This window comes from Erwinia piriflorinigrans CFBP 5888 (assembly GCF_001050515.1).
In the GTDB taxonomy this organism is placed as follows: Bacteria; Pseudomonadota; Gammaproteobacteria; order Enterobacterales; family Enterobacteriaceae; genus Erwinia; species Erwinia piriflorinigrans.
This window is the reverse complement of sequence record NZ_CAHS01000023.1, coordinates 1-23849: the sequence shown is the minus strand read 5'-3', so window position 1 is coordinate 23849 and position 23849 is coordinate 1. Positions and strand designations below refer to the sequence as shown.

The 23849-nt window shown below is 51.3% G+C and carries 21 protein-coding genes and 1 pseudogene; 9 read left to right on the top strand and 13 right to left on the bottom strand.

Annotated elements, in window-relative coordinates; genetic code table 11:
* The first annotated feature begins 194 nt into the window (after nucleotides 1-194).
* Both pdeH and EPIR_RS17275 read left to right on the top strand, forming a co-directional pair.
* Entirely contained in the window at nucleotides 195-968 is a 774-nt protein-coding gene (gene pdeH, locus EPIR_RS17280) for a cyclic-guanylate-specific phosphodiesterase (protein WP_023656780.1), read from the top strand.
* A gap of 64 nt (nucleotides 969-1032) precedes the next feature.
* On the top strand, nucleotides 1033-3090 hold the full coding sequence (locus EPIR_RS17275; protein ID WP_023656779.1) for an AsmA family protein: 2058 nt from the start codon (nucleotides 1033-1035) through the stop codon (nucleotides 3088-3090).
* A 76-nt stretch (nucleotides 3091-3166) separates the two neighbouring features.
* On the opposite strand, the gene EPIR_RS17270 is transcribed toward EPIR_RS17275, so the two are convergent.
* Nucleotides 3167-4489, bottom strand: a complete 1323-nt coding sequence (locus EPIR_RS17270) for an MFS transporter (protein WP_048698024.1) — start codon at nucleotides 4487-4489, stop codon at nucleotides 3167-3169.
* 700 nt (nucleotides 4490-5189) lie between these two features.
* Here EPIR_RS17270 and EPIR_RS17265 point away from each other — a divergent pair.
* Both EPIR_RS17265 and mgtA read left to right on the top strand, forming a co-directional pair.
* Complete coding sequence (locus EPIR_RS17265) at nucleotides 5190-5888, top strand: MgtC family protein (RefSeq protein ID WP_023656776.1); 699 nt, start codon at nucleotides 5190-5192, stop codon at nucleotides 5886-5888.
* Between the two features lie 295 nt (nucleotides 5889-6183).
* The gene (gene mgtA / locus EPIR_RS17260; RefSeq protein WP_023656775.1) at nucleotides 6184-8865 is read left to right on the top strand and encodes a magnesium-translocating P-type ATPase; all 2682 of its coding nucleotides are present in this window, start codon (nucleotides 6184-6186) and stop codon (nucleotides 8863-8865) included.
* Between the two features lie 194 nt (nucleotides 8866-9059).
* Here the strand turns inward: mgtA and EPIR_RS17255 are convergent, their stop codons facing one another.
* Nucleotides 9060-9308: a DUF1158 family protein gene (locus EPIR_RS17255; protein ID WP_023656773.1), complete on the bottom strand. Its 249-nt coding sequence runs from the start codon at nucleotides 9306-9308 to the stop codon at nucleotides 9060-9062.
* A gap of 231 nt (nucleotides 9309-9539) precedes the next feature.
* Between EPIR_RS17255 and EPIR_RS17250 the strand changes: the two genes are divergently transcribed.
* Both EPIR_RS17250 and mntP read left to right on the top strand, forming a co-directional pair.
* Complete coding sequence (locus EPIR_RS17250; RefSeq protein ID WP_023656772.1) at nucleotides 9540-10853, top strand: M20 family metallopeptidase; 1314 nt, start codon at nucleotides 9540-9542, stop codon at nucleotides 10851-10853.
* Between the two features lie 501 nt (nucleotides 10854-11354).
* A complete protein-coding gene (gene mntP / locus EPIR_RS17245) occupies nucleotides 11355-11927 on the top strand; it encodes a manganese efflux pump MntP (RefSeq protein WP_023656771.1) in 573 nt (190 codons plus the stop codon).
* Between the two features lie 90 nt (nucleotides 11928-12017).
* Here the strand turns inward: mntP and EPIR_RS17240 are convergent, their stop codons facing one another.
* The 8 genes from EPIR_RS17240 to EPIR_RS17205 all read right to left on the bottom strand — a co-directional run bounded on the left by EPIR_RS17240 (nucleotide 12018) and on the right by EPIR_RS17205 (nucleotide 18013).
* Nucleotides 12018-12392: a helix-turn-helix domain-containing protein gene (locus tag EPIR_RS17240; RefSeq protein ID WP_023656770.1), complete on the bottom strand. Its 375-nt coding sequence runs from the start codon at nucleotides 12390-12392 to the stop codon at nucleotides 12018-12020.
* A 92-nt stretch (nucleotides 12393-12484) separates the two neighbouring features.
* Entirely contained in the window at nucleotides 12485-12745 is a 261-nt protein-coding gene (locus EPIR_RS17235) for a type II toxin-antitoxin system RelE family toxin (RefSeq protein ID WP_023656769.1), read from the bottom strand.
* Nucleotides 12746-12942: 197 nt separating this feature from the next.
* Nucleotides 12943-13575: a LysE family translocator gene (locus EPIR_RS17230; protein ID WP_023656768.1), complete on the bottom strand. Its 633-nt coding sequence runs from the start codon at nucleotides 13573-13575 to the stop codon at nucleotides 12943-12945.
* A gap of 181 nt (nucleotides 13576-13756) precedes the next feature.
* A complete protein-coding gene (locus tag EPIR_RS17225) occupies nucleotides 13757-14932 on the bottom strand; it encodes a Gfo/Idh/MocA family protein (protein ID WP_023656766.1) in 1176 nt (391 codons plus the stop codon).
* 15 nt (nucleotides 14933-14947) lie between these two features.
* Nucleotides 14948-15871 carry a TIM barrel protein gene (locus tag EPIR_RS17220; RefSeq protein ID WP_023656765.1) on the bottom strand — a complete coding sequence of 308 codons (924 nt, stop codon included), beginning with the start codon at nucleotides 15869-15871 and terminating at the stop codon, nucleotides 14948-14950.
* A gap of 442 nt (nucleotides 15872-16313) precedes the next feature.
* Nucleotides 16314-16523: a YdgH/BhsA/McbA-like domain containing protein gene (locus EPIR_RS17215; protein ID WP_023656764.1), complete on the bottom strand. Its 210-nt coding sequence runs from the start codon at nucleotides 16521-16523 to the stop codon at nucleotides 16314-16316.
* 124 nt (nucleotides 16524-16647) lie between these two features.
* The gene (locus EPIR_RS17210) at nucleotides 16648-17568 is read right to left on the bottom strand and encodes a nucleoside hydrolase (RefSeq protein ID WP_023656763.1); all 921 of its coding nucleotides are present in this window, start codon (nucleotides 17566-17568) and stop codon (nucleotides 16648-16650) included.
* Between the two features lie 49 nt (nucleotides 17569-17617).
* Nucleotides 17618-18013: a hypothetical protein gene (locus tag EPIR_RS17205; protein WP_023656762.1), complete on the bottom strand. Its 396-nt coding sequence runs from the start codon at nucleotides 18011-18013 to the stop codon at nucleotides 17618-17620.
* Nucleotides 18014-18326: 313 nt separating this feature from the next.
* Here EPIR_RS17205 and EPIR_RS17200 point away from each other — a divergent pair, with 313 nt between their 5' ends.
* Nucleotides 18327-19244, top strand: a complete 918-nt coding sequence (locus EPIR_RS17200) for a DMT family transporter (RefSeq protein ID WP_023656761.1) — start codon at nucleotides 18327-18329, stop codon at nucleotides 19242-19244.
* Between the two features lie 246 nt (nucleotides 19245-19490).
* Here EPIR_RS17200 and EPIR_RS17195 read toward each other — a convergent pair whose 3' ends face one another.
* The 3 genes and pseudogenes from EPIR_RS17195 to EPIR_RS17185 all read right to left on the bottom strand — a co-directional run bounded on the left by EPIR_RS17195 (nucleotide 19491) and on the right by EPIR_RS17185 (nucleotide 22556).
* A complete protein-coding gene (locus EPIR_RS17195) occupies nucleotides 19491-19913 on the bottom strand; it encodes a hypothetical protein (protein WP_240987380.1) in 423 nt (140 codons plus the stop codon).
* 175 nt (nucleotides 19914-20088) lie between these two features.
* A pseudogene (locus EPIR_RS17190) lies at nucleotides 20089-21130 on the bottom strand (IS630 family transposase).
* 529 nt (nucleotides 21131-21659) lie between these two features.
* Nucleotides 21660-22556, bottom strand: a complete 897-nt coding sequence (locus EPIR_RS17185) for a Dam family site-specific DNA-(adenine-N6)-methyltransferase (RefSeq protein WP_072066065.1) — start codon at nucleotides 22554-22556, stop codon at nucleotides 21660-21662.
* Between the two features lie 117 nt (nucleotides 22557-22673).
* On the opposite strand from EPIR_RS17185, the gene EPIR_RS17180 reads away from it, so the two are divergent.
* Both EPIR_RS17180 and EPIR_RS17175 read left to right on the top strand, forming a co-directional pair.
* Nucleotides 22674-22889, top strand: coding sequence for a helix-turn-helix domain-containing protein (locus tag EPIR_RS17180; protein WP_048698021.1), 216 nt, complete (start codon nucleotides 22674-22676; stop codon nucleotides 22887-22889).
* The gene (locus EPIR_RS17175) at nucleotides 22886-23623 is read left to right on the top strand and encodes a type II restriction endonuclease (RefSeq protein ID WP_048698018.1); all 738 of its coding nucleotides are present in this window, start codon (nucleotides 22886-22888) and stop codon (nucleotides 23621-23623) included. Before EPIR_RS17180 ends, EPIR_RS17175 begins: the two co-directional genes overlap by 4 nt.
* Nucleotides 23624-23849 lie beyond the last annotated feature (226 nt).

Sequence of the window (23849 nt, the reverse complement as noted above, 5' to 3'; positions counted from 1 at the left end):
TTGTCGTTAACGCGGCTAACCAAGGATGAAACATCCTAAGGTAGGCGTGTTTTGGCGATTGAAACGTGCGCGGTTGCATTACCATGAGCGGGTTTAAAGTGGCGGTATGGTGGATAAAGTTCTCTAAGACGTTGCCGATACTTGCAACAGGGGATGCCGCATGAAGGCGGTTTCACAGATATAGGATCATATTAATGGTGCTGAATAGCCTCAGCCACCGGCTTCCTTCCTCAATCGTCGAACAAGGTCTGCTGAGAGAATATAGATACTGGCAGCAATGTCAGCGTTCCTATAATTTCCAGCCGATTTATCGGATGAACGGAAGTCTGATGGCCATTGAGTTGCTCACTGCGGTGTTCCATCCGACCGCCCCGGGCCAGAACGTGTCGCCAGAGCTTTATTTTGCCAAACTTGGCATCGCGCAGCGCCTGAACATCATCGCCGAACAGCTGGAATTGCTGGTTAGATGGGAAAGAAAATTTATCAGTGAGGACCTGGTTGCCTCGGTCAATATCGATGGGGCGACCCTGTTAGCTATTCGCCACGATGACAGAGTGCGCCAGCTGATTGCACGCTGCCCGTGGGTGCGCTTTGAACTGGTGGAACACCATTCGTTGCCGCAGGAACTTATCGTAACGCAAATGTCGGAACTCGTTCCCCTGTGGCTGGATGATTTTGGATCGGGTATGGCGAATTTCTCTGCCCTGACCGAGCTAAAGTATGACTACATCAAACTGGCACGTGAGCTGTTTATTCTGCTGCGCGCCAGCCAAGAGGGGCGCAATCTGTTTGATGTGTTGCTGGTGCTGATTAGTCGCTACTGTAAAGGCGTGATTGTTGAAGGCGTCGAAACCCGTGAAGAGTGGGAACAGGTGCGTCACTCTCCCGCCTGCGCTGCCCAGGGCTATCTATTCTCCCGCCCCATACCGTTTGACCGACTGGATACCCTGCCAATGCATTTTGTCTGATGGCATGTACTGACGTCTCGACTATGCTTTGACCAGAGACGGATAGCTATCAGGAGAACCATGCATGTCGCGTACGGGAAAAGTTATAGGCAGTATTGGCGGAATTTTTTTATTGCTCGTGGTGGTGATTGTTGCGGTGGTCGCGTGGTTTGACTGGAATCGCCTGAAACCCACCATCAATCGGAAAGTTTCGACGGAGATCAACCGCCCGTTTGCTATTCGTGGCGATCTTGGCGTGAGCTGGCAGCGTAACCGCAGTGAACCCGGTTGGCGCAGCTGGGTGCCCTGGCCGCAGGTACATGCAGAGGACATCATGTTAGGTAATCCACCTAACGTACCCGACGTCACCATGATCCACCTGGGACGGATAGACGCGACCATTTCCCCGCTGGCGCTGTTAAGCCAGCAAATTTACCTGCCGTGGATCAAACTGCAACAGCCAGAGGCTAAGCTGGTGCAGAATGCCGATGGAAAAAATAACTGGACGTTTGACCTCGCCAGCAGCGATAACCCGAAGGACAGTCAGGCTCCCTCCGCATGGTCTTTCCGCCTCGATAATATCGCCTTCGATCGCGGAACCATCCGCTATCGTGATGCCATTAATAAAGCCGATGTGCAGGTGGTGGTCGACCCACTGGGCAAACCAGTGCCTTATGCCCAGCTGGCTGGCGGCGATGATAAGCAAAAAGGCGCGGCCGACTTTGTTTTCGGCCTGCGCGCCAGCGGCACATACAACAATGAAAAATTGAGTGGTGAGGGCAAAATTGGCGGCATGTTGTCACTGCGCAGCCAGAACACGCCATTCCCCATTGCGGCCGATGTGCGCAATGGCACCACCCGCGTGCGCGTAGCAGGCACCGTGCAGGACCCGATGAATCTGGGTGGGGTGGATCTCCGTCTGCGTTTCTCCGGCGACACGCTGGCTAACCTCTACGGGCTGACCGGCGTGCTACTGCCTGATACGCCGCCCTATGAAACTGATGGCCATCTGACAGCGCGTTTTCAGCAGCCGGACGGAGCTGTATTCCGCTATGAGAACTTTAATGGGCATATCGGCGACAGCGATATTCGTGGCTCGCTCGCCTACAGTCAGGGCAACCCCCGGCCTAAGTTGCAGGGGACGCTGGAGTCGCTTCAGCTGCGCATGGCCGATCTTGGGCCACTGATCGGCGTTAACTCGGGTAAAGACAGCGCGAAAACGGCACGGGCCAAAGCGCAGCGCGGCGAAAAGTCCACTCAACCTGCTGACCGCGTGCTGCCGCATGACAAATTCGACACGCAAAGTTGGAAGGCGATGGATGCCGATGTGCGTTTCCGTGGCAAGCGCATTGAGCACAGCAGTTCGCTACCGATTAGCGATCTGTCGACGCATTTGATCCTTAAAAATGGCGATCTGCTGCTCGACCCGCTGCGTTTCGGTATTGCAGGCGGTAGCCTCAATGCCACCGTGCGCTTACAGGGCGATCGGTCGCCGATGGAGGGACGAGTCGATCTGCATGCGCGTCATCTCAAGCTGCGCCAACTGTTCCCCGACGTAGCCGCTATGCGCAGCGCGCTGGGTCAGATAAACGGTGATGCCAGCCTGAATGGGCGTGGCAACTCGGTGGCTGACCTGCTTGCCACCAGCAATGGCGACCTAAAACTGCTGATGAACGATGGTCTTATCAGCCGCAGCCTGATGGAGATAGTCGGTCTTAACGTCGGTAACTTCGTAGTGGGCAAACTGTTTGGCGATGATGAAGTGAAAATCAACTGCGCCGCCGCCGATTTGCAGGTGAAACAGGGGCTGGCTTCGTCGCGTCTGTTGGTGTTCGATACCGAAAACGCGATTATCAATGTTACCGGCAGCACCAACTTTGCGAACGAACGTCTGGATCTGTCGATTAACCCGGAGAGTAAAGGCATCAGGATTATTACCCTGCGTTCACCGCTCTACGTGCGCGGCACCTTTAAAAACCCGGATGCCGGGGTGAAAGTCGGTTCGCTGCTGGCCCGTGGTGCCGCTGCCGTGGCACTGGGCACGGTGGTGGCGCCGGCCGCCGCGCTACTGGCGCTGATCTCGCCCAGCGATAACGACGAAAACCAGTGCACCCGTGTATTACAGCAGATGAAAGCAAAATAAGCCCGGCACGACGGGGCGCAAAACTCACTGAATGGGTCGGGGCACCCGTTTCCGGTTGCCCCGAAGTCACCGTGTTTTAATCAGACAGCGAGGCGTGGCGCGTCTCTTTACATATGATGAGCGCCACCAGCGTCAGACAGGCCATCGCCGCCAGGTATATCCCCACGTAGAACAGCCCGTATGTGTGCGCTAACCAGGTAGCAATATACGGTGCTACGGAAGCACCCAGAATAGACGACAGATTATATGAGAAAGAGGCCCCGGTATAACGTACCTCGGTAGGAAAAAGCTCCGGCAGCAGCGCGCCCATTGGGCCAAAGGTCAGCCCCATGATGCTCAGGCCGCACAGCAAAAAGGCCATAATCAGCGCCTGATTACCGGAACCCAGCATTGACGGGAAAATCAATGAGAAAGCGATAATCAGCAGCGTAATCACAATCATCGTCTTGCGGCGACCAAAACGGTCCGCCAGCAGCCCGGCGATCGGCACCATCACACCAAAACCTATCACCGCCAGCATCAGCATCCACAGGAAGGTATTACGCGGGATCCCTAAGCCATTTGGCGCTGGGGTGGTTCCATAAGTCATTGAATAGACTGTCATGATGTAGAAAAGCGTATAGGTCGCCAGCATAATAAAAGTACCGATAACGGTGGTGCCCAAATGCTTGCTCAGCAGGGTGCCAATCGGTATTTTTACCTGTTTTTTCTCTTTTTGTACTTTGGCGAAGACCGGCGACTCATGCAGCGACACACGCACATACAGGCCAATCAGTACCAGTACGGCAGAAAGGATAAACGGCACGCGCCATCCCCAGTTCATAAACTGCTCTTCGCTTAGCAGCCAGGAGAGCAGCAGGAAGGTGCCGTTGGCAAAGAAGAAGCCGACAGGCGCACCGAGCTGCGGGAACGATCCGTACAGCGCACGCTTTTTCGCCGGGGCATTTTCGGTCGCCAGCAGAGCTGCGCCTCCCCATTCACCACCGAGTCCGAGCCCCTGACCGAAACGTGCCAGCGCCAGCAGCAGTGGGGCGAACACACCGATACTGTCGTAACCCGGCAGCAGGCCGATAACAACGGTTGAGATACCCATCGTCAGCAGTGAGGCAACCAGCGTCACTTTGCGTCCGGCACGATCGCCGAAGTGGCCGAATAAGGCGGAGCCAATCGGGCGCGCAACAAAGGCAATAGCGAAAGTGGCCAACGACTGGAGCGTGGCGACGGTGGTATCTCCCTGTGGGAAGAAGATATGTGGGAAAACGATCACGGCGGCGGTGGCATAAATATAGAAGTCGAAGAATTCAATAGCCGTTCCGACCAGTGAGGCGACCATCACTTTACCGCGTGAGTTGACGGGTGGGGCTTCGGCGTCGATAGAGGGGGCGATGGTGGCTTGCATATGTTTATTCTTATCTGTTTGTAAACGATGAATACAGAATCTTACGCACAGGCCTGGCTGCATTCAATGGTGCAGAAGCCCGCTTCTGCCGCTTGTAGTGGTCGAAAAGAGGATAATTTTCAATACGTCATATTTGTACCTATATGGCAGCGTTAAAACGCTATTTTCTGGTTTTAATCACTGCAAAAGCGCTAAATAAAAGTGAGCTGGCAGCAATACAGGCGACTTTATGGTTAATAATTGATCGCTCTGCGCGATTTTTGGCTATTCAGGCTGCTTATCCTCTGACGGGAAGAAATGAGACTATTCTCTCTGTGTTGATAAACGGTTTACGAAAGTGACTATTATCAATATTTACAATCTTTGCCGGTGGGGCTAGAATTCGACCACTTTCTCAAATGGAGCCCACAATTGGACAGTCACCCTGTAACTCAAGCGTTATAACAGGCAGGCGCACGCCATTTGTGAGCCTGCCGTAAAACGGCGGGCTATGTTTCATCTCTTCTGAGCTGTCGCATCCCGAATTTCGATATCTGAACCTCCTGGCCCTGGCCAGAATGGGATTGCTTATGCGTCATTTACCGATCACACCACAACGTCATCATCTGTTTCCTCCAGGCTGCCAGCGCACGCTCTAACCTGGCGGTGCGCGTCTGCGCACCTGAATTCCCGTCGTGAGACGACAATGAGGACAACGAAAATGGCATGGACTCCTTTTATCCTGCATCTGGCTCTGGCGGTAACGCTGGGGGCGATTATTGGCGCTGAACGCCAGTGGCGTCAGCGTATGGCCGGGCTGCGCACTAATGCGCTGGTCGCGACCGGCGCGGCAATTTTTATTCTCAGTTCCGTAAGTACTTCGCCAGACAGTCCCGGTCGCATTGCGGCGCAGATTGTTTCCGGCATCGGTTTTCTCGGCGCGGGGGTGATTATGCGCCAGGGGCTGAATGTCTCCGGGCTGAATACCGCCGCCACGCTATGGTGCTCCGCAGCGGTGGGTGTGCTTTGCGGTCTTGGGCAGTTCGCTAACGCCACGCTGGCGACGCTGGTATTACTCTGCGCCAACATCCTGCTGCGTGAGGCGGCCCAGCGCATCAATATGCAACCTCGCACCGCAGACAGTGAAACGGAACAGCGCTACCGCATTCAGATCGTCTGCGGCAGCGAAGATGAAGTGTTGGTTCGCACCCTGATTTTGCAGGCGCTCAACGGCATGGCGCTGCGCCTGCAATCGCTTTATAGCGCCGACATTGCCCGGCCTGGGCATCTTGAAGTGAGCGCTGAAGTGATGGCTTTCCCCGCCGCACAGCGGGAAATAGAAAATATTGTCTGCCGTATCAGTCTGGAAAAGAGCGTCAGTGCGGTGCACTGGCAGATCGCACCAGCGGTAGCGGTTTAACCACGCGAATAAGGAGCACATGATGAAAGAACCTCCGTCTGGAGAGAGGCGGCGCTCTATCCTCGATACCGAAAGCCGCAGCGCTTAATGACCGTGTACTCATCCCCAGTTACTGACACTCAGCGCCGGGGGATGCGCACACCCGCCGCTATGCTGCCGCACTCGTTATTTTGGATAGCCACCCGGGTTATTTAACCCTGTCAGCTCCGCCTTCCCTCTGAATCGTTTTGAAAAATCCTTTTGGCAGGCGTGCTACGCCTGCACGTAAAAAACATTTAATTCAAGGAACTGGCAGATGAAAATGCATAAAGCCAACCTGAAAAAGGCCCGCGATCTGGCGATTGCCAGTGCAGCGACACAGAGCCTGGACAATACCCTTGCTCGCCTGAATACCCAGTACCAGGGGCTGACCTATGAAGATGCGGCCGAACGTTTGCAGCAGCATGGGCCTAACCAGGTTGCCAGTGAACGTGCGCCTGCCGCGTGGCGGCAAATGCTACAGGCTTTCAACAACCCGTTTATCTGGATACTGATCGTGCTGACCGCGATCAGCTTCTTCACCGACTATGTGTTGCCACAGCATCAGGGTGAGGAGACCGATCTGACCAAGGTTACCATCCTGCTGGTGATGATCGGCATGAGCGGGCTGCTGCGTTTCTGGCAGGAGTACCGCACAAATAAAGCGGCAGAGGCGCTGAAATCGCTGGTACGCACCACGGCTACCGTTGTCCGCCGTAGCCATGCTGACCGTGAGGCGGTACATCTTGAGGTTCCGCTTGCCGAAGTGGTGCCGGGAGATATCGTTATGCTGTCCGCCGGGGATATGATCCCAGCTGATGTACGGCTGCTCACCTCCCGCGATCTTTTCGTCAGCCAGGCGGCTTTGAGCGGCGAAGCATTGCCTGTCGAAAAATATGACACCTCCAGCCGACCGCACCGCGAAACGCTTACGGAACCGCTTGATGAACAGGATCTGCTCAGCCAGCCCGGCATCTGCCTGATGGGAACCAATGTCGCCAGCGGAACTGCCACGGCGGTGGTGGTGGCAACGGGTAACGACACCTGGTTTGGCTCGCTGGCTCACTCATTGTTAGGCGACCGCCCACAAACCTCTTTTGACAGAGGCGTCAACAGCGTTAGCTGGCTGCTGATCCGCTTTATGCTGGTGATGGTGCCGATAGTGCTGCTGCTAAACGGCTACATCAAAGGTGACTGGAGCGATGCGCTGCTGTTTGCTCTGGCGGTGGCCGTTGGCCTGACGCCGGAAATGCTGCCCATGATCGTCAGTTCTAACCTGGCGAAGGGAGCCATTGCGCTGTCTAAGCGCAAAGTCGTGGTTAAGCGCCTGAATGCCATCCAGAACTTTGGCGCGATGGACGTGCTGTGCAGTGATAAAACCGGCACCCTGACTCAGGATCGGATCATCCTTGCGCAGCATCTCAACCTGCACGGTCGTAGCGATGAGCGTGTGTTGCAATATGCCTGGCTCAACAGCCGCCATCAGACCGGGGTAAAAAATCTGATGGATAAAGCCATCCTCGCCTTCAGTCAGGGCAGTGTGACGATTGGTGGGCTGTGGCGTTTTCGCAAGGTGGATGAACTGCCGTTTGATTTTGAACGCCGTCGCCTGTCAGTGCTAGTGGCTGACGAGAACCAGCAGACCCTGATCTGCAAAGGGGCTGTGGATGAAATGCTGGCGGTGTCAGCCTACTGGATGGACGAGGGCGAGGTGCGCCCGCTGGATGAAGCGGCCCGCCAGCAGGTGAAGCAGCTGGCGGAAAGCTACAACCGTCAGGGATTCCGCGTACTGCTCATCGCCTCTCGCCAAGTAAGTGAGCACACGCTTACAGAGCAGCTTAGTGCAGCAGACGAGCGTGAACTGGTCATCAGCGGCATGTTGACGTTCCTCGACCCGCCTAAAGAGAGCGCCGCAGAAGCGATTGCCGCTCTGCATGAAAGTGGTGTCACGGTCAAAGTGTTAACCGGCGATAACGCGGTTATCACCACGAAAATCTGTCGTGACGTCGGACTGGAGCCGGGTGAACCCCTGTGCGGTAGTGAGATTTCGCGCCTCGATGATGAAGAGCTGGCGCGGCTGGTGGAGCAAAGAACGCTATTTTGTCGCCTCAGCCCGCAGCAGAAAACCCGCGTGTTACGGATGCTGCAAAGCAACGGTCACACCGTGGGCTTCCTGGGCGACGGCATCAACGATGCTCCGGCACTGCGCGCGGCGGATATCGGTATTTCTGTCGATAGCGCGACCGATATTGCCAAAGAGTCGGCAGATATTATTTTGCTGGAGAAAAGCCTGCTGGTGCTGGAACAGGGGGTGATTAAGGGCCGTGAAACCTTCGGTAATATCATTAAGTACCTGAACATGACCGCCAGCTCCAATTTTGGCAATGTCTTTTCGGTGCTGGTCGCCAGTGCGTTTATTCCGTTCCTGCCGATGATGGCGATCCATCTGTTGTTGCAGAACCTGATGTACGATCTGTCCCAGATGGCGCTGCCGTGGGACAAAATGGATAAAGAATTTCTGCGTAAGCCGCGTAAGTGGAATGCGAAAAATATTGGCCGCTTTATGCTGTGTATCGGCCCGACATCGTCAATTTTCGACATCACCACATTCTGGCTGATGTGGCACGTTTTTGCCGCTAACAGCGTCGAATCACAGGCGTTATTCCAGTCCGGCTGGTTTGTCGAAGGGCTGCTGTCGCAGACGCTGGTGGTGCATATGCTGCGTACCCAGAAAATTCCGTTTATCCAGAGCCGTGCCGCATTGCCGGTGATGCTGATGACCGGGCTGGTGATGGCGCTGGGTATTCTTATCCCGTTCTCGCCGCTCGGTCACGCCGTTGGTCTGGTGCCGCTGCCGTGGAGCTACTTCCCGTGGCTGTTGGCCACGCTGCTCGGCTACTGCCTGGTGACTCAGGGCGTAAAACGCCTCTATATGCGCCGTTTCGGCCAGTGGTTCTAAGGAGAAGAAATAATGAAACAAGATAATGCGGTGACCGCGATCGTGCTGTTTTTCGTCGGGCTGCTGATCTTTGCCGGCGGTGTGGCAATGGTGTTTAACGGCTGAATAGATGGCAGGGCGTGAGCTGGCGGTACAGGCTGTCAGTTCACGTCATTCTGCCATTGTTGTCGGCGCTGGCTTTTGCTGGCGCCTTTCTATTGATGGGGATGGATAAACCGCAGCCAGATAAAGCGGATCACGTAATACTCCAGCGCGCCAAGCAGCAAAAACCACAGGCAGAACACCAGCGTATACAGTTGTCCGACATCCTCCAGATGGAAAACCTCCACCAGCTTATGCGTTAGCGCCAGTCCGAACCAGGGCGCGGGCAGCAGCAGCGCGGAAAGAAAGCCAAGCAGCAGGGTGCTCATGGGCATCAGGAAAGTTTCAAAAGGGTTTTTCATCGCAATTCCATATTTATCAGGTGCCTGCCAGGTAACCGACTATTCCGATTGCCGATCTTAATTTCAATGTTTAAAGTGTCAACCGCCGTAAACCCGTACGGCTATAACGGCTATGCTCGCGGCCAAAAATTAATCCCATCCGCTGCCATCCAGCCAGACGGAGGGCTTGTTAATGCGTGCAGGCTCGATATGTTTCGGTAAGGTGCAGAATAATTGAACCTGTGAGGAAACATGAAAGCGAAATTATTTTTTTTACTATTAACGCTGTCTGGCGTCAATTACATACCGGTAGCCAGTGCAACGTTGAGTACCAATGAAGAGGTTTTAGTCGATTACATCGATCGGCATAAAACAAGCCAGCTCAAATTATTAGAGAACATGGTTAATATCAATAGCGGCACGGAAAACATCCAGGGAGTGAAACAAATTGGGGAAATGGTGCGGCCTGAATTCGAGAGCCTGGGCTTTAAGACAAAATGGGTCGACCTGCCCGCAACCATGAAACACGCGGGTAGTTTAGTGGCGACCCATAGCGGGTCAGGGAAGCGGATCTTGCTGATCGGCCACCTGGATACGGTCTTCCCCGGCAACAGTCCTTTTCAGTCATTCACGCTTTCTGCAGATCAAAAATCCGCGACCGGGCCTGGTGTTATCGATGATAAAGGTGGCGTAGTGACTATCTTATATTCGCTCAAAGCGCTGAAGCACGCCGGCAAATTAAAAAATGCCAATATTACCGTTGTGCTTACTGGCGATGAGGAGCAGGCGGCGAAACCCACCGAAATCTCACGTAAGGCACTGCTTGAAGCCGCTCAGGGCAGCGATATTGCATTAGGATTCGAGTTTTCTCTGGCTGAAGACCAGCTGGTGACAAACAGAAGAGGATTGAGCGAATGGTACCTTTCCAGTACGGGTAAATCACGCCATTCATCCACCGTATTCGGGCCAGAGTCTGGAGATGGTGCCATTTATGAAACTGCGCGGGTATTGAACGCGTTCCGCACGGCCTTTTCAGAGACGTCCGTGGCGTCCGGGTTAACGCTTAATCCGGGTCTTATTCTTGGCGGACAGACTGTCAGCGAAGATGTACAGCAAAGTACCGGTAACGCCAGCGGCAAGAAAACCGTTATTGCAGCACAAACTCTGGTGCATGGCGACTTGCGTTTTTATTCCGGGAACCAGAAAAACAAGGCAGAGCAGAAAATGCGTGATATTGCAGGCAACTCGTTACCGCTTACCTCCAGCCAGTTGACATTCAAAGACATCATGCCAGCCATGCCGGAGAGCGATGGCAACAGGCAGCTTTTAGCTCAGTTCAGCACAATCAATACCGCGCTGGGTGGGCCGCAGCTGAAGTCTGTGCCGGCGGCTGAACGTGGTGGTTCAGATGTTTCGTATATTGCGCAAACTGTTTCGGCCAGCATCGACGGTCTTGGCCCCTGGGGTAAAGGCGCGCACGGTCTAGATGAGACGCTGGAAATTGCTTCTCTCCCTGTCGTGACCAAAAGAGCGGCTATCTTCCTCAGTCGTTATCTGGCTCAGTAAACAACGCTGGCAATGGGGTTGTTAAGCACGTAAACCGCGGATGAATTTTCCGCTGCTCCTGGCTGACAACCCCGGTTTGGGTTCATTGTTTAAACAATCGTTGCTTAGGGCATGCACCCGGCGGCCGGCTTGGTGAACGGGCAAATCGCCTGCTTCCGCTTCGCATGAAGAGAGAATGCCTTGGGTAAAAAAAAAAAGCATAAGGCCGTTCAGGCTGACTCAGTGAATTATCCCCCAATACCGTCAGGGGTGTTTAACCCCGTTCTTTGTGTAACACGGTAATTCTTTTAGAGTTTCCGCTTTGGAATTGACGTCAAAAATAGCATTCGTTAAAAAGTATAGCCGAGGCTATATTCAAATCCATGATTTTACTGTCTTTTTTAATTTATGATCGCGTGCTAGGATGCCCCTCACTTGAGCTGGCTTGTGGTTAAAATTGCAACATAAGCCAATATTTTAACGATTGGAACGTACCCGTCGACTCAGACTGGGATAAATACAATGAACCTATACGCAACCCTGATTCTGGCTTTTGGTATGTCGATGGACGCTTTTGCCGCCGCTATCGGTAAAGGGGCCAGCCTGCATCGTCCAACGTTGAAAGAAGCCCTGCGCACCGGCCTTATTTTTGGCGTGATTGAAGCACTGACCCCGCTTGTCGGTTGGGCGATCGGTATCGCCGCCAGCCAGTATGTGATGGCGTGGGATCACTGGGTGGCGTTTGGCCTGCTGTTTATTCTCGGTGCGCGTATGATCGCTGAAGGGATACGCAAGAAAGAGTGCAAACCCGAGGAAGCACCAAACAGCCACGGGTTCTGGCTGTTGGCCTGTACTGCGGTGGCAACCAGCCTTGATGCGATGGCGGTCGGTGTGGGCCTCGCGTTTTTGCAGGTCAATATTGTGACTACCGCGCTGGCGATTGGCGCCTCGACCATGATTATGGCGTCGATGGGGATTCTGCTGGGTCGCTTTCTCGGCCCGGTAATGGGTAAATGGGCAGAAATCTTTGGCGGCGTGGTATTGATTGGTATCGGCAGCAGTATCCTGGTTGAACACCTCGGGCTGCTGGGCTAATTCAAACGGGAAACGACGGTGTTGCCTGAAGGATCCCCGACCATAATATGTCAGGCCGGGGCGACTGCGCTGCTTCAGCTCACTACGTGCTTAGTCGAGAGTTAGTTGCCCAACGCGGCAATGGTAAAGTTCAGCCAGCCTTTCACGCGTAGCGGCCTGTGGTTTCAGGCGTTTCTCCATATTGGAAATCGCGCTTTGTTTCACGCCTAACGCCTCTGCCACGTTCTGTTGTGACATGCCACGGTGCATACGCCATGCTGCTTGGAGCGAGACGTCGTTCTCCACCATGAGAGTGATGACTTCGTGGGGAATGGTTTCATCATCGCTCTGGCTACGTGCATAGGGGATGCTTTCATAGACTACGGCGAGATCGGCACCCCGGGCCATTTTTTTGTAAAGTTCTATAGGGATGATGGCGGCGGTGCAATCACCTTTATCATCATAAACATACTGTATTACACCCATTTTAACTCCTGATACCGCTAACCTGTGGCTTGTTTAAGTCTTGACTTCTATCGATTAGGGGAGAAAAGGCATGGCCATCTCCGATGCCTTAATCACCAGGTTTTGCTGGTCCTTCGGGCAATCCGCGTTATTTCAATCACTACAGGTTCCCCGTCAATCAAGTTGAAAATGATTCTGTAGTCGCCAACTCTTAACCGATAGTCACCGCCATTACCGAACAGCTTTTTAAGGTCAAGATTCACGTCCGGGAAGCTGGTCAGTTCGCTCACCTTCTGCGTGATTGGTTTTCTGTATCGAGTGTCAATTTTCAGCAATTGTTTAGCCGCTGATTTTGTCCATGCGATCCTTGCCATACATTCCCTTGATGTTTACAGCATAAAAACCGTGCGCTATAGATTAAGCATAATATAACCATTTATGGTTATATTTGAAAGCGAATGAGTGATAAAAGTTATGTCTTGGTGATTTTTTACTATCTTCATCCTACCGATGCTGCCGGATCCCTTCACCAGAACATACCATCACGCCCCAACAGTCTTTGCCCCCCCCGTCAGCCGATAAACTCGCGGTAGCCGGAGATAATCACGTAAGCGGCGAAATAGCAGAAAATCAGCGCGGAAACGATATATGAGCCACGCAGCATTTTTGCCCCCAGAACCCGCCCGCCGATGCTGGCCGCCGCGCACAGGAATGCCGTCCAGCTTACGCCCGCCAGGAAGAATCCGGCCAGAAACCACCCCGATGCCGCCGTGCTGTCATTGCCCATGCGCGCAATCAAGGCACCGCCAACGGCGGCAAACCATAAGATGGCGCTCGGTGAGGAAACGGCAAGTAGAATGCCGCGCAGGAAGTTCTGCCGCATGCTCAGCCGTTGGCCGATATCACCCACGCTCAGTTCGGTTGAGGGGCGCAGCGCGCTCTGCACCATTTTCCAGGCAAACCACAGCAGCATCAGGGAGCCGCCAATCCATAAAACCCAGCGCACGCTGGCGAACTGTAGCAGCACCGTCATGCCTGCCATCGCGAGGATCGCGTAGATCAGATCGCCGACGCAGGTGCCGATCCCCAACCAGAAACCATGCAAATAGCCACGCTGCATCGCCAGGGTAATCATGGCGATATTGGCAACGCCAATATCCAGGCACAGGGAAAGGCTCAGTAAAAAACCGTTAGAAAAGGGCATCTGCAACCGACTCCGAAGAAGTGAACCGTTATTATGCTTCGGGAGCGGCGCAAAATAGTGAAGAAAATGGCGCGGTTGATGAAAATTTTCCGTGTAGCAAGCTGGCCGTTGATCGGAACCGGGTTTTAACGGTATGGCGTGAGGGCGATCGCCGTCGACCGCCCCTCTCTTTTGACGCCGATTAACCCGCGAAATCTACCCAGATTGCGCCCGCATCCGCCGACTCAACGCAGCGTTCAACCCACTGTACGCCCGCTACGCCCGCGTGGACGTCCGGATACCAGAAGTCAGCCAGCAGCGCGCTATCGTCACGGTCGGTGGCATCCATCGCGATGGCAAAACGGCGATACAGGTTTGACCAGGCTTCAAACAGCCCTTCCGCATGGCCGCCGCTGATGCGATCTTCTTCCAGCACATGCGGAGCCAGATAGTTCATGCCGCGCTCCAGAATGCGTACCGGCTCGCCCTGTATTTCATAGCGTAGCTGGTTTGGCTGTTCATCCCACCACTCAATGCTGGCTTTGGAGCCGATCACCCGGATCTTCTGACCGTGCATCGATCCGCTGTTGACCGCTGAACACCACAGCGATCCCACCGCGCCGTTATCGTACTCCATCAGGACAAAAGCATTATCTTCCAGCGGCGCACGGGTTTTCACAAAACTCTGGCGTGAGCACATCAGGCGTTTAATTTTCAGCGCCGGAAGCAGGGTTTCTGCCAGAAACAGCGGATGGGTCGCCAGGTCGCCTAATACATAACTTGGCCCGACAAACTTCGGGTCAACGCGCCAGCGTGTGCTCGGATTATCCAGCTCAACCGCTTCATGATGAAAACCGTGCGAAAACGACATATTAACAATGCGGATATCCCCCAGCAGCCCTTCGGCGATCATCGTGCGTGCCTGCTGGATAAGCTGGAAACCAGAGTAACCGTAGGTTACGCCAACAATTTTGTTCTGTTTTTGGCTGAGTGCTGCCAGCTCCTTTGCCTCTGCGGTGGTGAAGCACAGGGGTTTTTCGCAGACCACATGGAGGCCACACTCCAGCGCCGCTTTGCAGATAGCAAAGTGGGTGTTGTTCGGCGTGGCGATCGATACTGCCTCAATGCCGTCGGCGCGCTCCGCTTCCTGACGGAACAGCGTCTGATAGTCCGCATAACAGCGACGGCTGTCGATGCCGAGACTCGCGCCAAACGCTCGACCGCGCTCAGCATCAATATCAAACGCGCCTGCCAGCAGCGTGAAGGTGTTATCACGCAGCGCGGCTGAACGATGGATATAGCCTATCTGGCTGGTGCCGCCGCCGCCCACCATGCCCCAGCGCAGGGAGCGATTGAGAGGTTTAATGCCGTTAATCATCGGGTGACTCCTTGATTAAAATCCAACGGATTTGAGGTAACGCAGGCTTTCGGTGACGTCGTGCAGGCTGCCCCCGGCATCGCGCGGGTCACGCTCCTGTTCAATGGTTACCCAGCCCTGGTAATGACGCTCGGCTAACAAAACACGTACTGCCGGATAGTCGATAGCGCCCTTGCCGATGGGGCACATCACGCCTTCAGCACAGGCGCTAAAAAAGTCCAGCCTGCGGGCGATAACGTCGCGGAATACCGCCTCGTTGACATCCTTAAAGTGGATGTAGTCGAGACGTTCGAAGTAACGGTCGAGCCAGGCGACAGGGTCCATCGCTGAATAGTAGAGATGGCCGGTATCGAGACACAGGCCCGCCACGCTGTGCGGAATATCCTGAACCAGCCGCTCAATTTCATCGGCAAATTCGATACAGCCACCGGCATGTGGATGGATCACCGGGCGTACGCCATATTGCTCCTGCGCGATACGGCTGATTTCCGTGATGTGCCGCATCATGCGTTGCCAGTCATCGTCCGACAGGCGTTCAGCCTGATGATACTGACCGGCAAGACGTGCACGCCCGGGGTGACCAAAATCGATTATCACCAGATAAGGTGCCTGAAAGTGAGCAGTGTGGACATTGGCCGCCGTCGGCACTTTAGCCAGGTGGCGACAAATGTTGTGCGTTAATTCCAGCATAGCCGGGAAATTGGCCTCGCTCACCAGGTCATCGAAAAGAGTACCGGCTACCAGCGACAGGCCATACTGATTGAGTTGGCTGGTAAGCCGCGTCGGATCGGTTGGTAGGTAGCTCCACGGGCCAAGCTCAATGCTTTTGTAGCCGGCCTGTGCCGCCTCTTTAAGCACTTTTTCATAAGGGGGCAGATACGGATTTTTCGGGTCATCCACACCCCAACTACAGGGCGCGTTAGCGATATAAATAGTCATGATGATCTCCTCTGATAATCTGTATCTGTCTTATGGACGTCACCATCGACCGGCTTGACCGTTGTACGGTAGCCAGCGGCGACCGGCCCGCAGATTGTGAATGGGAGATAATTAAATTAATATTCTATTTTGTTCAATGTTGGAATATTTGATTTATGATGTTGCTCTCAATATTCTCGATGCTAACCGGGAAAAGTGCAGAATTTCACGTGTGAAGGGGATTTGGCGCACCTGAACAGGGTTGGAGATACACCCTGCGCCCAGGTTTTTTTCAAGATTGTTTATTTTGGAAATGAATATTTCATTGTGCAGGACAGACTTCTACGGGTTTTCCTACGGACAGGTTGCCGTCATGGGATTAGCTAACCGTTATGGACCGCATTGGCGGTCTTTAACGGTTTAAACGCTTTGCGTCACCTGTCGGTGAGTCCAAACCTTCAGGTTACTTAATCAGCTCGGCAGTCATATGCACGCCGTTATTGGTATTCGCCTCGGTGATTTTATAAGAGGCTCCAGCCTGCTGCGCCTGAGCAGCAATTTTCGCTTCGGCGCTATCCAGCGTTGTACCGGTTGCGGTGACGCTCTGGGCAAAACCGGCGAAAGATACGGTAGAGAGAACGATAATAGCAGCAAATTTTTTGATGTTTTTCATGGTGTCATTCCTTCATTAATCATTAGGATTAAAGGCGTTTTGCCTCGATGGAAGCAATAGTACGCCTGCTAACGATTTTTGAATAGCGGAGTGATTTGTTTATCTACATCAAAAAAATTGATTATCAACCTTGCAGAGTATTCAGCAGGTGCTGTTTGACCCGTTGCGCCTGCACCGTGAGGCAGAGCTTCTGTGCCCGATTACCGACGAAAGGTTCGCTACGGGATGTTGAAATTTCTGTCTGGCGCAGTGTTTGACCCCGGCTGATGCCCTCGGGGGTCACGCGTACCCGAGATTCCGTGGTGCCAAACCACTCGGGATGATTAAGCCAGGCGATGGTGAGCGTATCGTGTAGCGCAATGGCCGGAATGCCATTTTTTTCGCGGCTATATTGCAGATAGCGCCGTGAGATAGCTTCAAGAACGGGCTGATTGAGTGCGCGGATCTCATCGCTATTGACCAGAATCTCAAGCGTGACATCCAGCGGCACCATGACGATCGGTAGCCCTGACTGGAGCACCTGATCTGCGGCATGGGGATCTCGCCACATGTTCCATTCGGCATAGGGGGTAATATTACCGCTACGCCCCTGCGTGCCAAATGCCCCTCCCATCATCACCAGTTGCTTGATCTGCGGGACGATATCCGGCGCCTGATTGATAGCCAGGGCGATATTGGTCAACGGGCCAGCGGCAACCAGGGTCAGAGCGTCAGGGCTGTGGCGCACGCTGTTAATAATAAAATCAATGGCGTTGCCTGCCGCGCCGTTCCACGGATTATCAAATACGTCGCCGAAGCCATCTTTACCGTGTATTGCGCAGGCGGGGGGCGTGGGTGCATGGATAAGCGGCCGTGAGCAGCCGCGATAGACGGGGATATACAGTCCCATTTTGTGACTACACAGGCGCGCGTTGCTGACTGCCTGTGCCACCGGGACGTTGCCAAATACCGTGGTGATGCCGATAATATCGACGCTTTGCGCTGCATAAGTGAGAGCAAAAGCGTCGTCGACGCCGATATCCGTATCGAAGATAATTTTCTGCATCTGAAGTTCCTTTCCATTGTGTGACGCACGTTCATCCCTGGCCTGGTTGTCAGGTCGTCAGCAGGCTATGCAGTGTCTGCAAATCGTGTTGCGCTGACTCCAGCTGTTGAGCAAATTTTTCATCCGAAAGAAGAGGCTGACGAAATACGGTAATAAGTACCTGTGCACCTTCTTCATTGGCAACGATGCGCATAGGTATAAAAATTTCTTTGCTGTAACCGCTGTCAATATAGTGATCCATGATGCAAAACGCATTGTGCTCGGTAAAACGTGCTTTAACCGGGCCATGCGGGCCCTGGCCCTTCCAGCTATTGCCTTCCTGCTCAAGTGAACCCTGGCCGAGCGCTGAAACCCATTTTGGGAAAAAATCCGGCTTCCAGATCGTCTCGTACAGATCGATCCAGTTACGCTGGATAGCCAAACTAACGGTATGTGAGGACAGCATATAAACTCCAATCGATGGTGATGACTGAATTTAACCATTCTGATAAGCAGATGTGAAGGATACTGTCCCCATACTGTTAACTGGGTAGCGAAGTGCATAAATAGATTGAAATTAAGCGGCAAGGAATAATCGGTTTCACAGACAAAAAGCAGCAGCTGTAAATGCCTACTTGAAGTCTGCTTATGGGGTTAACACGTTTATCGTTCCATGTCCGAAAACGGCTTGCTTCGATTACCAGATGTATCCTATAAATATTGCTTAACAGTGGCAGGCATATCTTCTGTCACAACCTTATATCTGACGGGAGAGTGGCGTGAAGCAAGGGGATATGGGCCGGTTATTATTATTGGCGGCCATTTGGGGTGCCAGCTTTCTGTTTATGCGTGTCGCTACGCCGGTTTTCGGTTCGTTAAACACGGCTTTTTTCCGCGTATTCTTTGGCTGTCTCGGTCTGCTGGCACTGCTGCTGGTGATGCGCACGCCTTTTAATTTCAAAGGAAAGGCCCTGCTGGCGATGTTGCTGGGGGTGATTAATTCTGCGGTGCCGTTGGTGATGTACTGCATGGCGGCAAAATGGTTACCGGCTGGCTACTCGGCGATCCTCAATGCCACTACGCCGCTGATGGGCGTACTGATCGGCGGCCTGTTTTTCAGCGAAACCCTGAACCTGAGAAAGGTCGGCGGCGTGGTGCTGGGGCTGGTAGGTATTGCCGTGCTGACGACCTCTGGCACCCTGGCCCTGTCACATTCGGTGCTGTTAGGTATCGCCGCTTGCCTGATCGCGACGGCCTGCTATGCGCTGGCTGGTTTTATGACCAAGAAGTGGATTGGCGATCGTGGTGGACTGGACGCGAAGCTGGTGGCATTCGGCAGCCAGCTGGGAGCCCTTATCTTTATGCTGCCGCTGTTTGTTGGTTCCATAAGCACGCAGCCAGCGGTTGACTGGCATCATCCCGGCGTCTGGCTATGCGTTCTGGCGCTGGGGCTGGTCTGTACCGCCTGGGCCTATATCCTGTTTTTCCGTCTGATCGCCGACATTGGCCCGCTGCGTACGCTTACTGTCACCTTTTTGATCCCACCATTTGGCGTGCTGTGGGGCTATTTGTTCCTCGGCGAAACGCTGTCCCAGGGATTTATTGCCGGGGCATTGTTGATCATCCTGGCGGTGTGGCTGGTGACCGGCGCCGCCGCGCCCCGCCTGCCGCGTAGCGATGTCATGGTTAAGCGCTAAACCCCTTTATCTGAAAACATGGCCAGCGCCCTCCTGCCGTCAGACGCATGACTGAGGAGGGTGCTAAGCTATTTTCATGCTACTTAGCGTGAAAATAGGTTCGGGCCGTTTATCATCGATAAACGGGATTAAGGGGAGCGCCCGAATTATCGGAAATCGCTGATCCAGCTCGTTCAATGAACAATGGGGTAACAAGCAGGTATCGGTATATAAAACGTGTAAACCAATAGCCTTACAATGATGACATCATCTTGCCAGATTTCTCATTATAGAGATGAACCGTTCTTCTCCACGCAATCCTATAGAGTTAATTAAAGCTTTATCAATGCTGTCACTCATTAAGAAATAGAGCATTTCAATATTATTTGAATAGAATACCTGATACAAACCAGATGACAGCTGGCGCAATCTTCTGGCAGCTAATGCAGCCACCTGAACTTTCCCATAAAATGATGCTACAGTAACAATGGTGATAGAGTATTTATTCAGTCTAACTAATACTTCATTTTTAAAATGAAATGAATTTACAACTAATATTGAAAGGCTGCTGGCTATAGCTGTTTTTGTTAGTTTTCCACCACTATATCCAACAAGAGTTTTAGTTAGCTTTTCATCAATAGATTGGATTCCTGAACGATCCGTCGTCTTTAATTCTGCTTCGATATACATCCCAATCATGTCAGCGATGACATCTCTTCTTTTGTAAATTTCAAATATTGCTTTAATGAACCTACGATCTTCACCTTTCAGTGCAGAACATACATCATCTTATTTATCAAAAAGGCAAGAACTATACCATGATGCCCTTTCCACACCGGCCTTCACATCGTCTAAATAGCTGCGTCTAATAGCGCTCCACTTTTGCCAGTCCGTGTTTACCGCCCGGGAACGGGCTGACTGTTTTCATAAAGTGCCTCACTTTTTTCAACAGTTGCCACATTGACCGGCACTGATGATTGCGTGTGATGGTATCGTGCAGGGCCTGTCACAGGCGCTCAGCATGATTGACCCACGGCGAGTAAACCGGCTGGTAAATCACCCTGAACTTTGGATTATTTTTCAGCCAGCTCAGCGTTTCCCGGCTTTTGTGAATAATGTAGTTATCGACGATGAGTGTGATAGTTTTTGCCCGCCGGTATGCCGCTTTAAGATGCTTTAACAGGCTGATAAATAACGCTGAAATTTTACTGCTTCCGCCCACGTAACTGACTTTCCCGGTGCCACTGTGCAGAGCTCCCGCCAGATAATATTTTTCATTCTGACCCGGTGTGACGACCTTTTTTTTGTTGCCCCCTGAGTTGCCAGTCGGCTCCGATTTTTGGATTGAGATGGATACCCACCTCATCTTCATAAAACACGGGATGTTCCTGACTGCACTGCGCCAGTGATGCGCTTATCGCTGCCATTTTCTCTTCTTTATTTGGGTCACGGATACGGTGAGTGGGCGCTGCGCGCCTCCATACAAGTCCGGCGACAGAAAGCCAGCGCCGGATTGTTCCGGTATACAACCGAAATCCGGTTATCTCATTGATTTTTATCGCCATAAGTTCGGTACTCCAGCGGGACCGCTGATAACCAAAGTCACCGGGTGAATACCTGACGAGCACGCGCATCAGTTCGCAAATATGTTCAAACGGCCAGCGGCATCCGCGTCCGGCAGGTAAAGACCTGAGGCCCTCCACGCCAGATAACGTAAACCAGTTAATCCAGCGTCCCACGGATGAGCGGGCGCAGCAGAGCGTTCTGGCGACGTCGCTGACCCTGTCACCCCGGTGTAGCATCAGTAAGGCTGTCAGCCTGCGGGCATAGTTTTTATTGCGCGTTTTATGGATATTTTTCTGCATCAGGCGTCGTTCGGTGCGGAGTATGGGTGCTATGATCGGCATCGCTCAGCCCGGTTGGTGATAGGGTTGGTTTGGCGATTGATCAGATCGCACAATCCGGACTGAGTTCCCTCAAAGTGATCTACTATTCCGCGCAGCTATTTAGTTCGCGGTGGTTCTTCGTTGAAATCAGTCGTCAGTCACTTGGGCGCATAACGATTCACAGCCTAAGAATTTATCTACGCCATTTTGAGCGATTTTGAGAAGGTAAGACGTAGGATTTTATGGATTAAGCCCTAGAATTGCTCTGAGGGCGTTTTAGCGGTGCGCGTAGTATGGAGTTATGTTAAATACGTGCAATCGAGGGCGGCTACCTCTTTTTCTGATTAATGCTAATGTATGCGTACATTAGCATTAAAAACGCTATCTACCGACTGCCCCCTAGCGCACTTTGCTTGCTCAACCCTAAAATCCAACAAACCAGGCGCATAAAATCCGCGCTTGGTTTGTTAAATTTTAGGGTTACCAGTAAATTCGAGTATGGTATACATGTGTACATACCGATAAGAAATTTTCTTTGGTTTTTTATAATCTACTCTTCTAATATGAGAATTTTACTCTCAATTTTTTCTATTTTTGCAATTATGTCTTTATTCATGTTTGTTATTAATGCTTCAATCATTGGGGACCTGTTTTTTTCTGAAGCACCAACGTGATAGAAATGCTCTTTTTTAAGAATGTTAAATTCGCACCATAATTCTTTAATGTATTCATTTTCTCTGTAGTCGTTGTGATGCCAAGTTGACATTATAAAATATGATTTAAGAGAAGATAGTTTTTCATGTAGTAACCTCTCTTCCTTGTCACCCCAAGAGTTAAAGTAATCAGCGTGCCTTCCAATATAAGGAGGGTCGCAATAAATAATGTCACTGCTTTCAGCCATCGAAATGGTTTTATCAAACGGTTGGCATATAAAATTATACTCTCCACTCGATATTATCTCGGATATTCTATTAACTTGGTTAGATATCTTTGTTATATAAGATTGTGCAAATCTATTTGGTTTCTTACAGAAAGGAACGTTAAACCCTCCTTTTTTATTAAACCTAATCATTCCATTAAAACAGGATCTATTTAAAAATATGAAATCAAAGCTATCGCCAAATTCATTAAACCTTTCCCTTACCTCGTAATAATACTCTCCATCGCTATCGTTTAGCTTATCACCTTCTTTTATTAGGTAGGATGTAATTTTTTCCTTTGTTATTTTTTTTGATTTTATATCATTATATACATCTATTATGTGAGGGTTTGTATCACACATGATTGCCTTTTTAGGTCTAACGTTAAAAGCAACTACGCCAGTACCCATAAATGGTTCTATCCATATCCCATTAAAATCGCTGGGGACTAGGTTTTTTATCCAAGGGACTAACTTAGTTTTAATCCCTTGGGATTTTATAGGTGGTACATATACTTTATCTTTCACGTTAATTACCTCATAAAAATACCTCAAAATCATACCTGCTATAGGTGAAATTATCAACCTATTTTGGGTTATCCCGTTTTGGGATGCAGAATATAGAAAAAGAAAAAGAGAAATACTATGTCTGCTAAGGAAATTTTGAAGAAAAACAGAATCTTACTTGGGCTATCTCAGCAGGATTTAGCAGTTAAGCTTGGAAAGCCTCAGTCCTATATATCCAAAATAGAGCAAGGGGAAAGACGCGTAGATATCACAGAGTTCATAGAATTATGTGTTGCCATGGAAGTCTCCCCGGTTGATTTATTTGAAGAAATTCTAAAGGATTTTAAAAAATGAGTATTCGTGAAAGGTTAATCGTTGAGTTAAATAGTGAGAGCCAAATGTATGATGTTTGCGGTATTATCTCTGATAATAAAACAATTTATCCTCTAGGTAGTGATACTAAAGTATTGAGTACTATTTTTGAGCTTTTTTCTAGGCCGATAATTAGTCGGGTTGCGGAAGAGTTTGGTTATGAAGTCGAAGAGCCAAGGCAGCAAAATCATTATCCTGACTTCACATTACATAAAAAAGGATCACCTAGTAAAAAAATAGCTATAGATGTTAAAACCACTTATGTAAATAAAGAGGGTGATAAATTTGGGTTTACGCTTGGTGGGTATACAAGTTTTATAAGAAATGAAACAAAAAATATTGTATATCCATTCAGTGAGTATAGTGACAATCTGGTTATCGGCTATGTATATGTTAGGGTTGCTCAGAGGAAATCATCACTAAATGTCTACACTGTAGATGATATAGATAAAATACCAAAGCCATATAAGGATGTTCGTGTTTTCCTTCAGGATAAATGGAAAATGGCTGGTGATTCAGCTGGTTCTGGTAATACTACTAATATAGGTAGTATCAAGGGGAGTTATGATGATTTTGTGTCGGGTAAATCAATATTTACTTCAGAAGAAGAGTTTCTTGGTTACTGGCGAGATTATGAAAAGACCTCATCACTAAGAAATGGTAAGTATAAGAATATAAGTGAGTATAGGGCTTGGGTAGCTAACAAAAATAATTGATTTTTTATTGGAGCCATCGACAAGCGGATACACATAAGTGTATGTTTGAACTATAGATAGCAAACGCCCCCGAAATCGTACATCAACTTGGCGGAAGACTACGATAACGAGGGCGCAGGACTAAATTCCTAAGAAGGATACTAAATAGCTGCGTCTAATAGCGCTCCACTTTTGCCAGTCCGTGTTTACCGCCCGGGAACGGGCGGAAAACACGGACTGGCAAAAG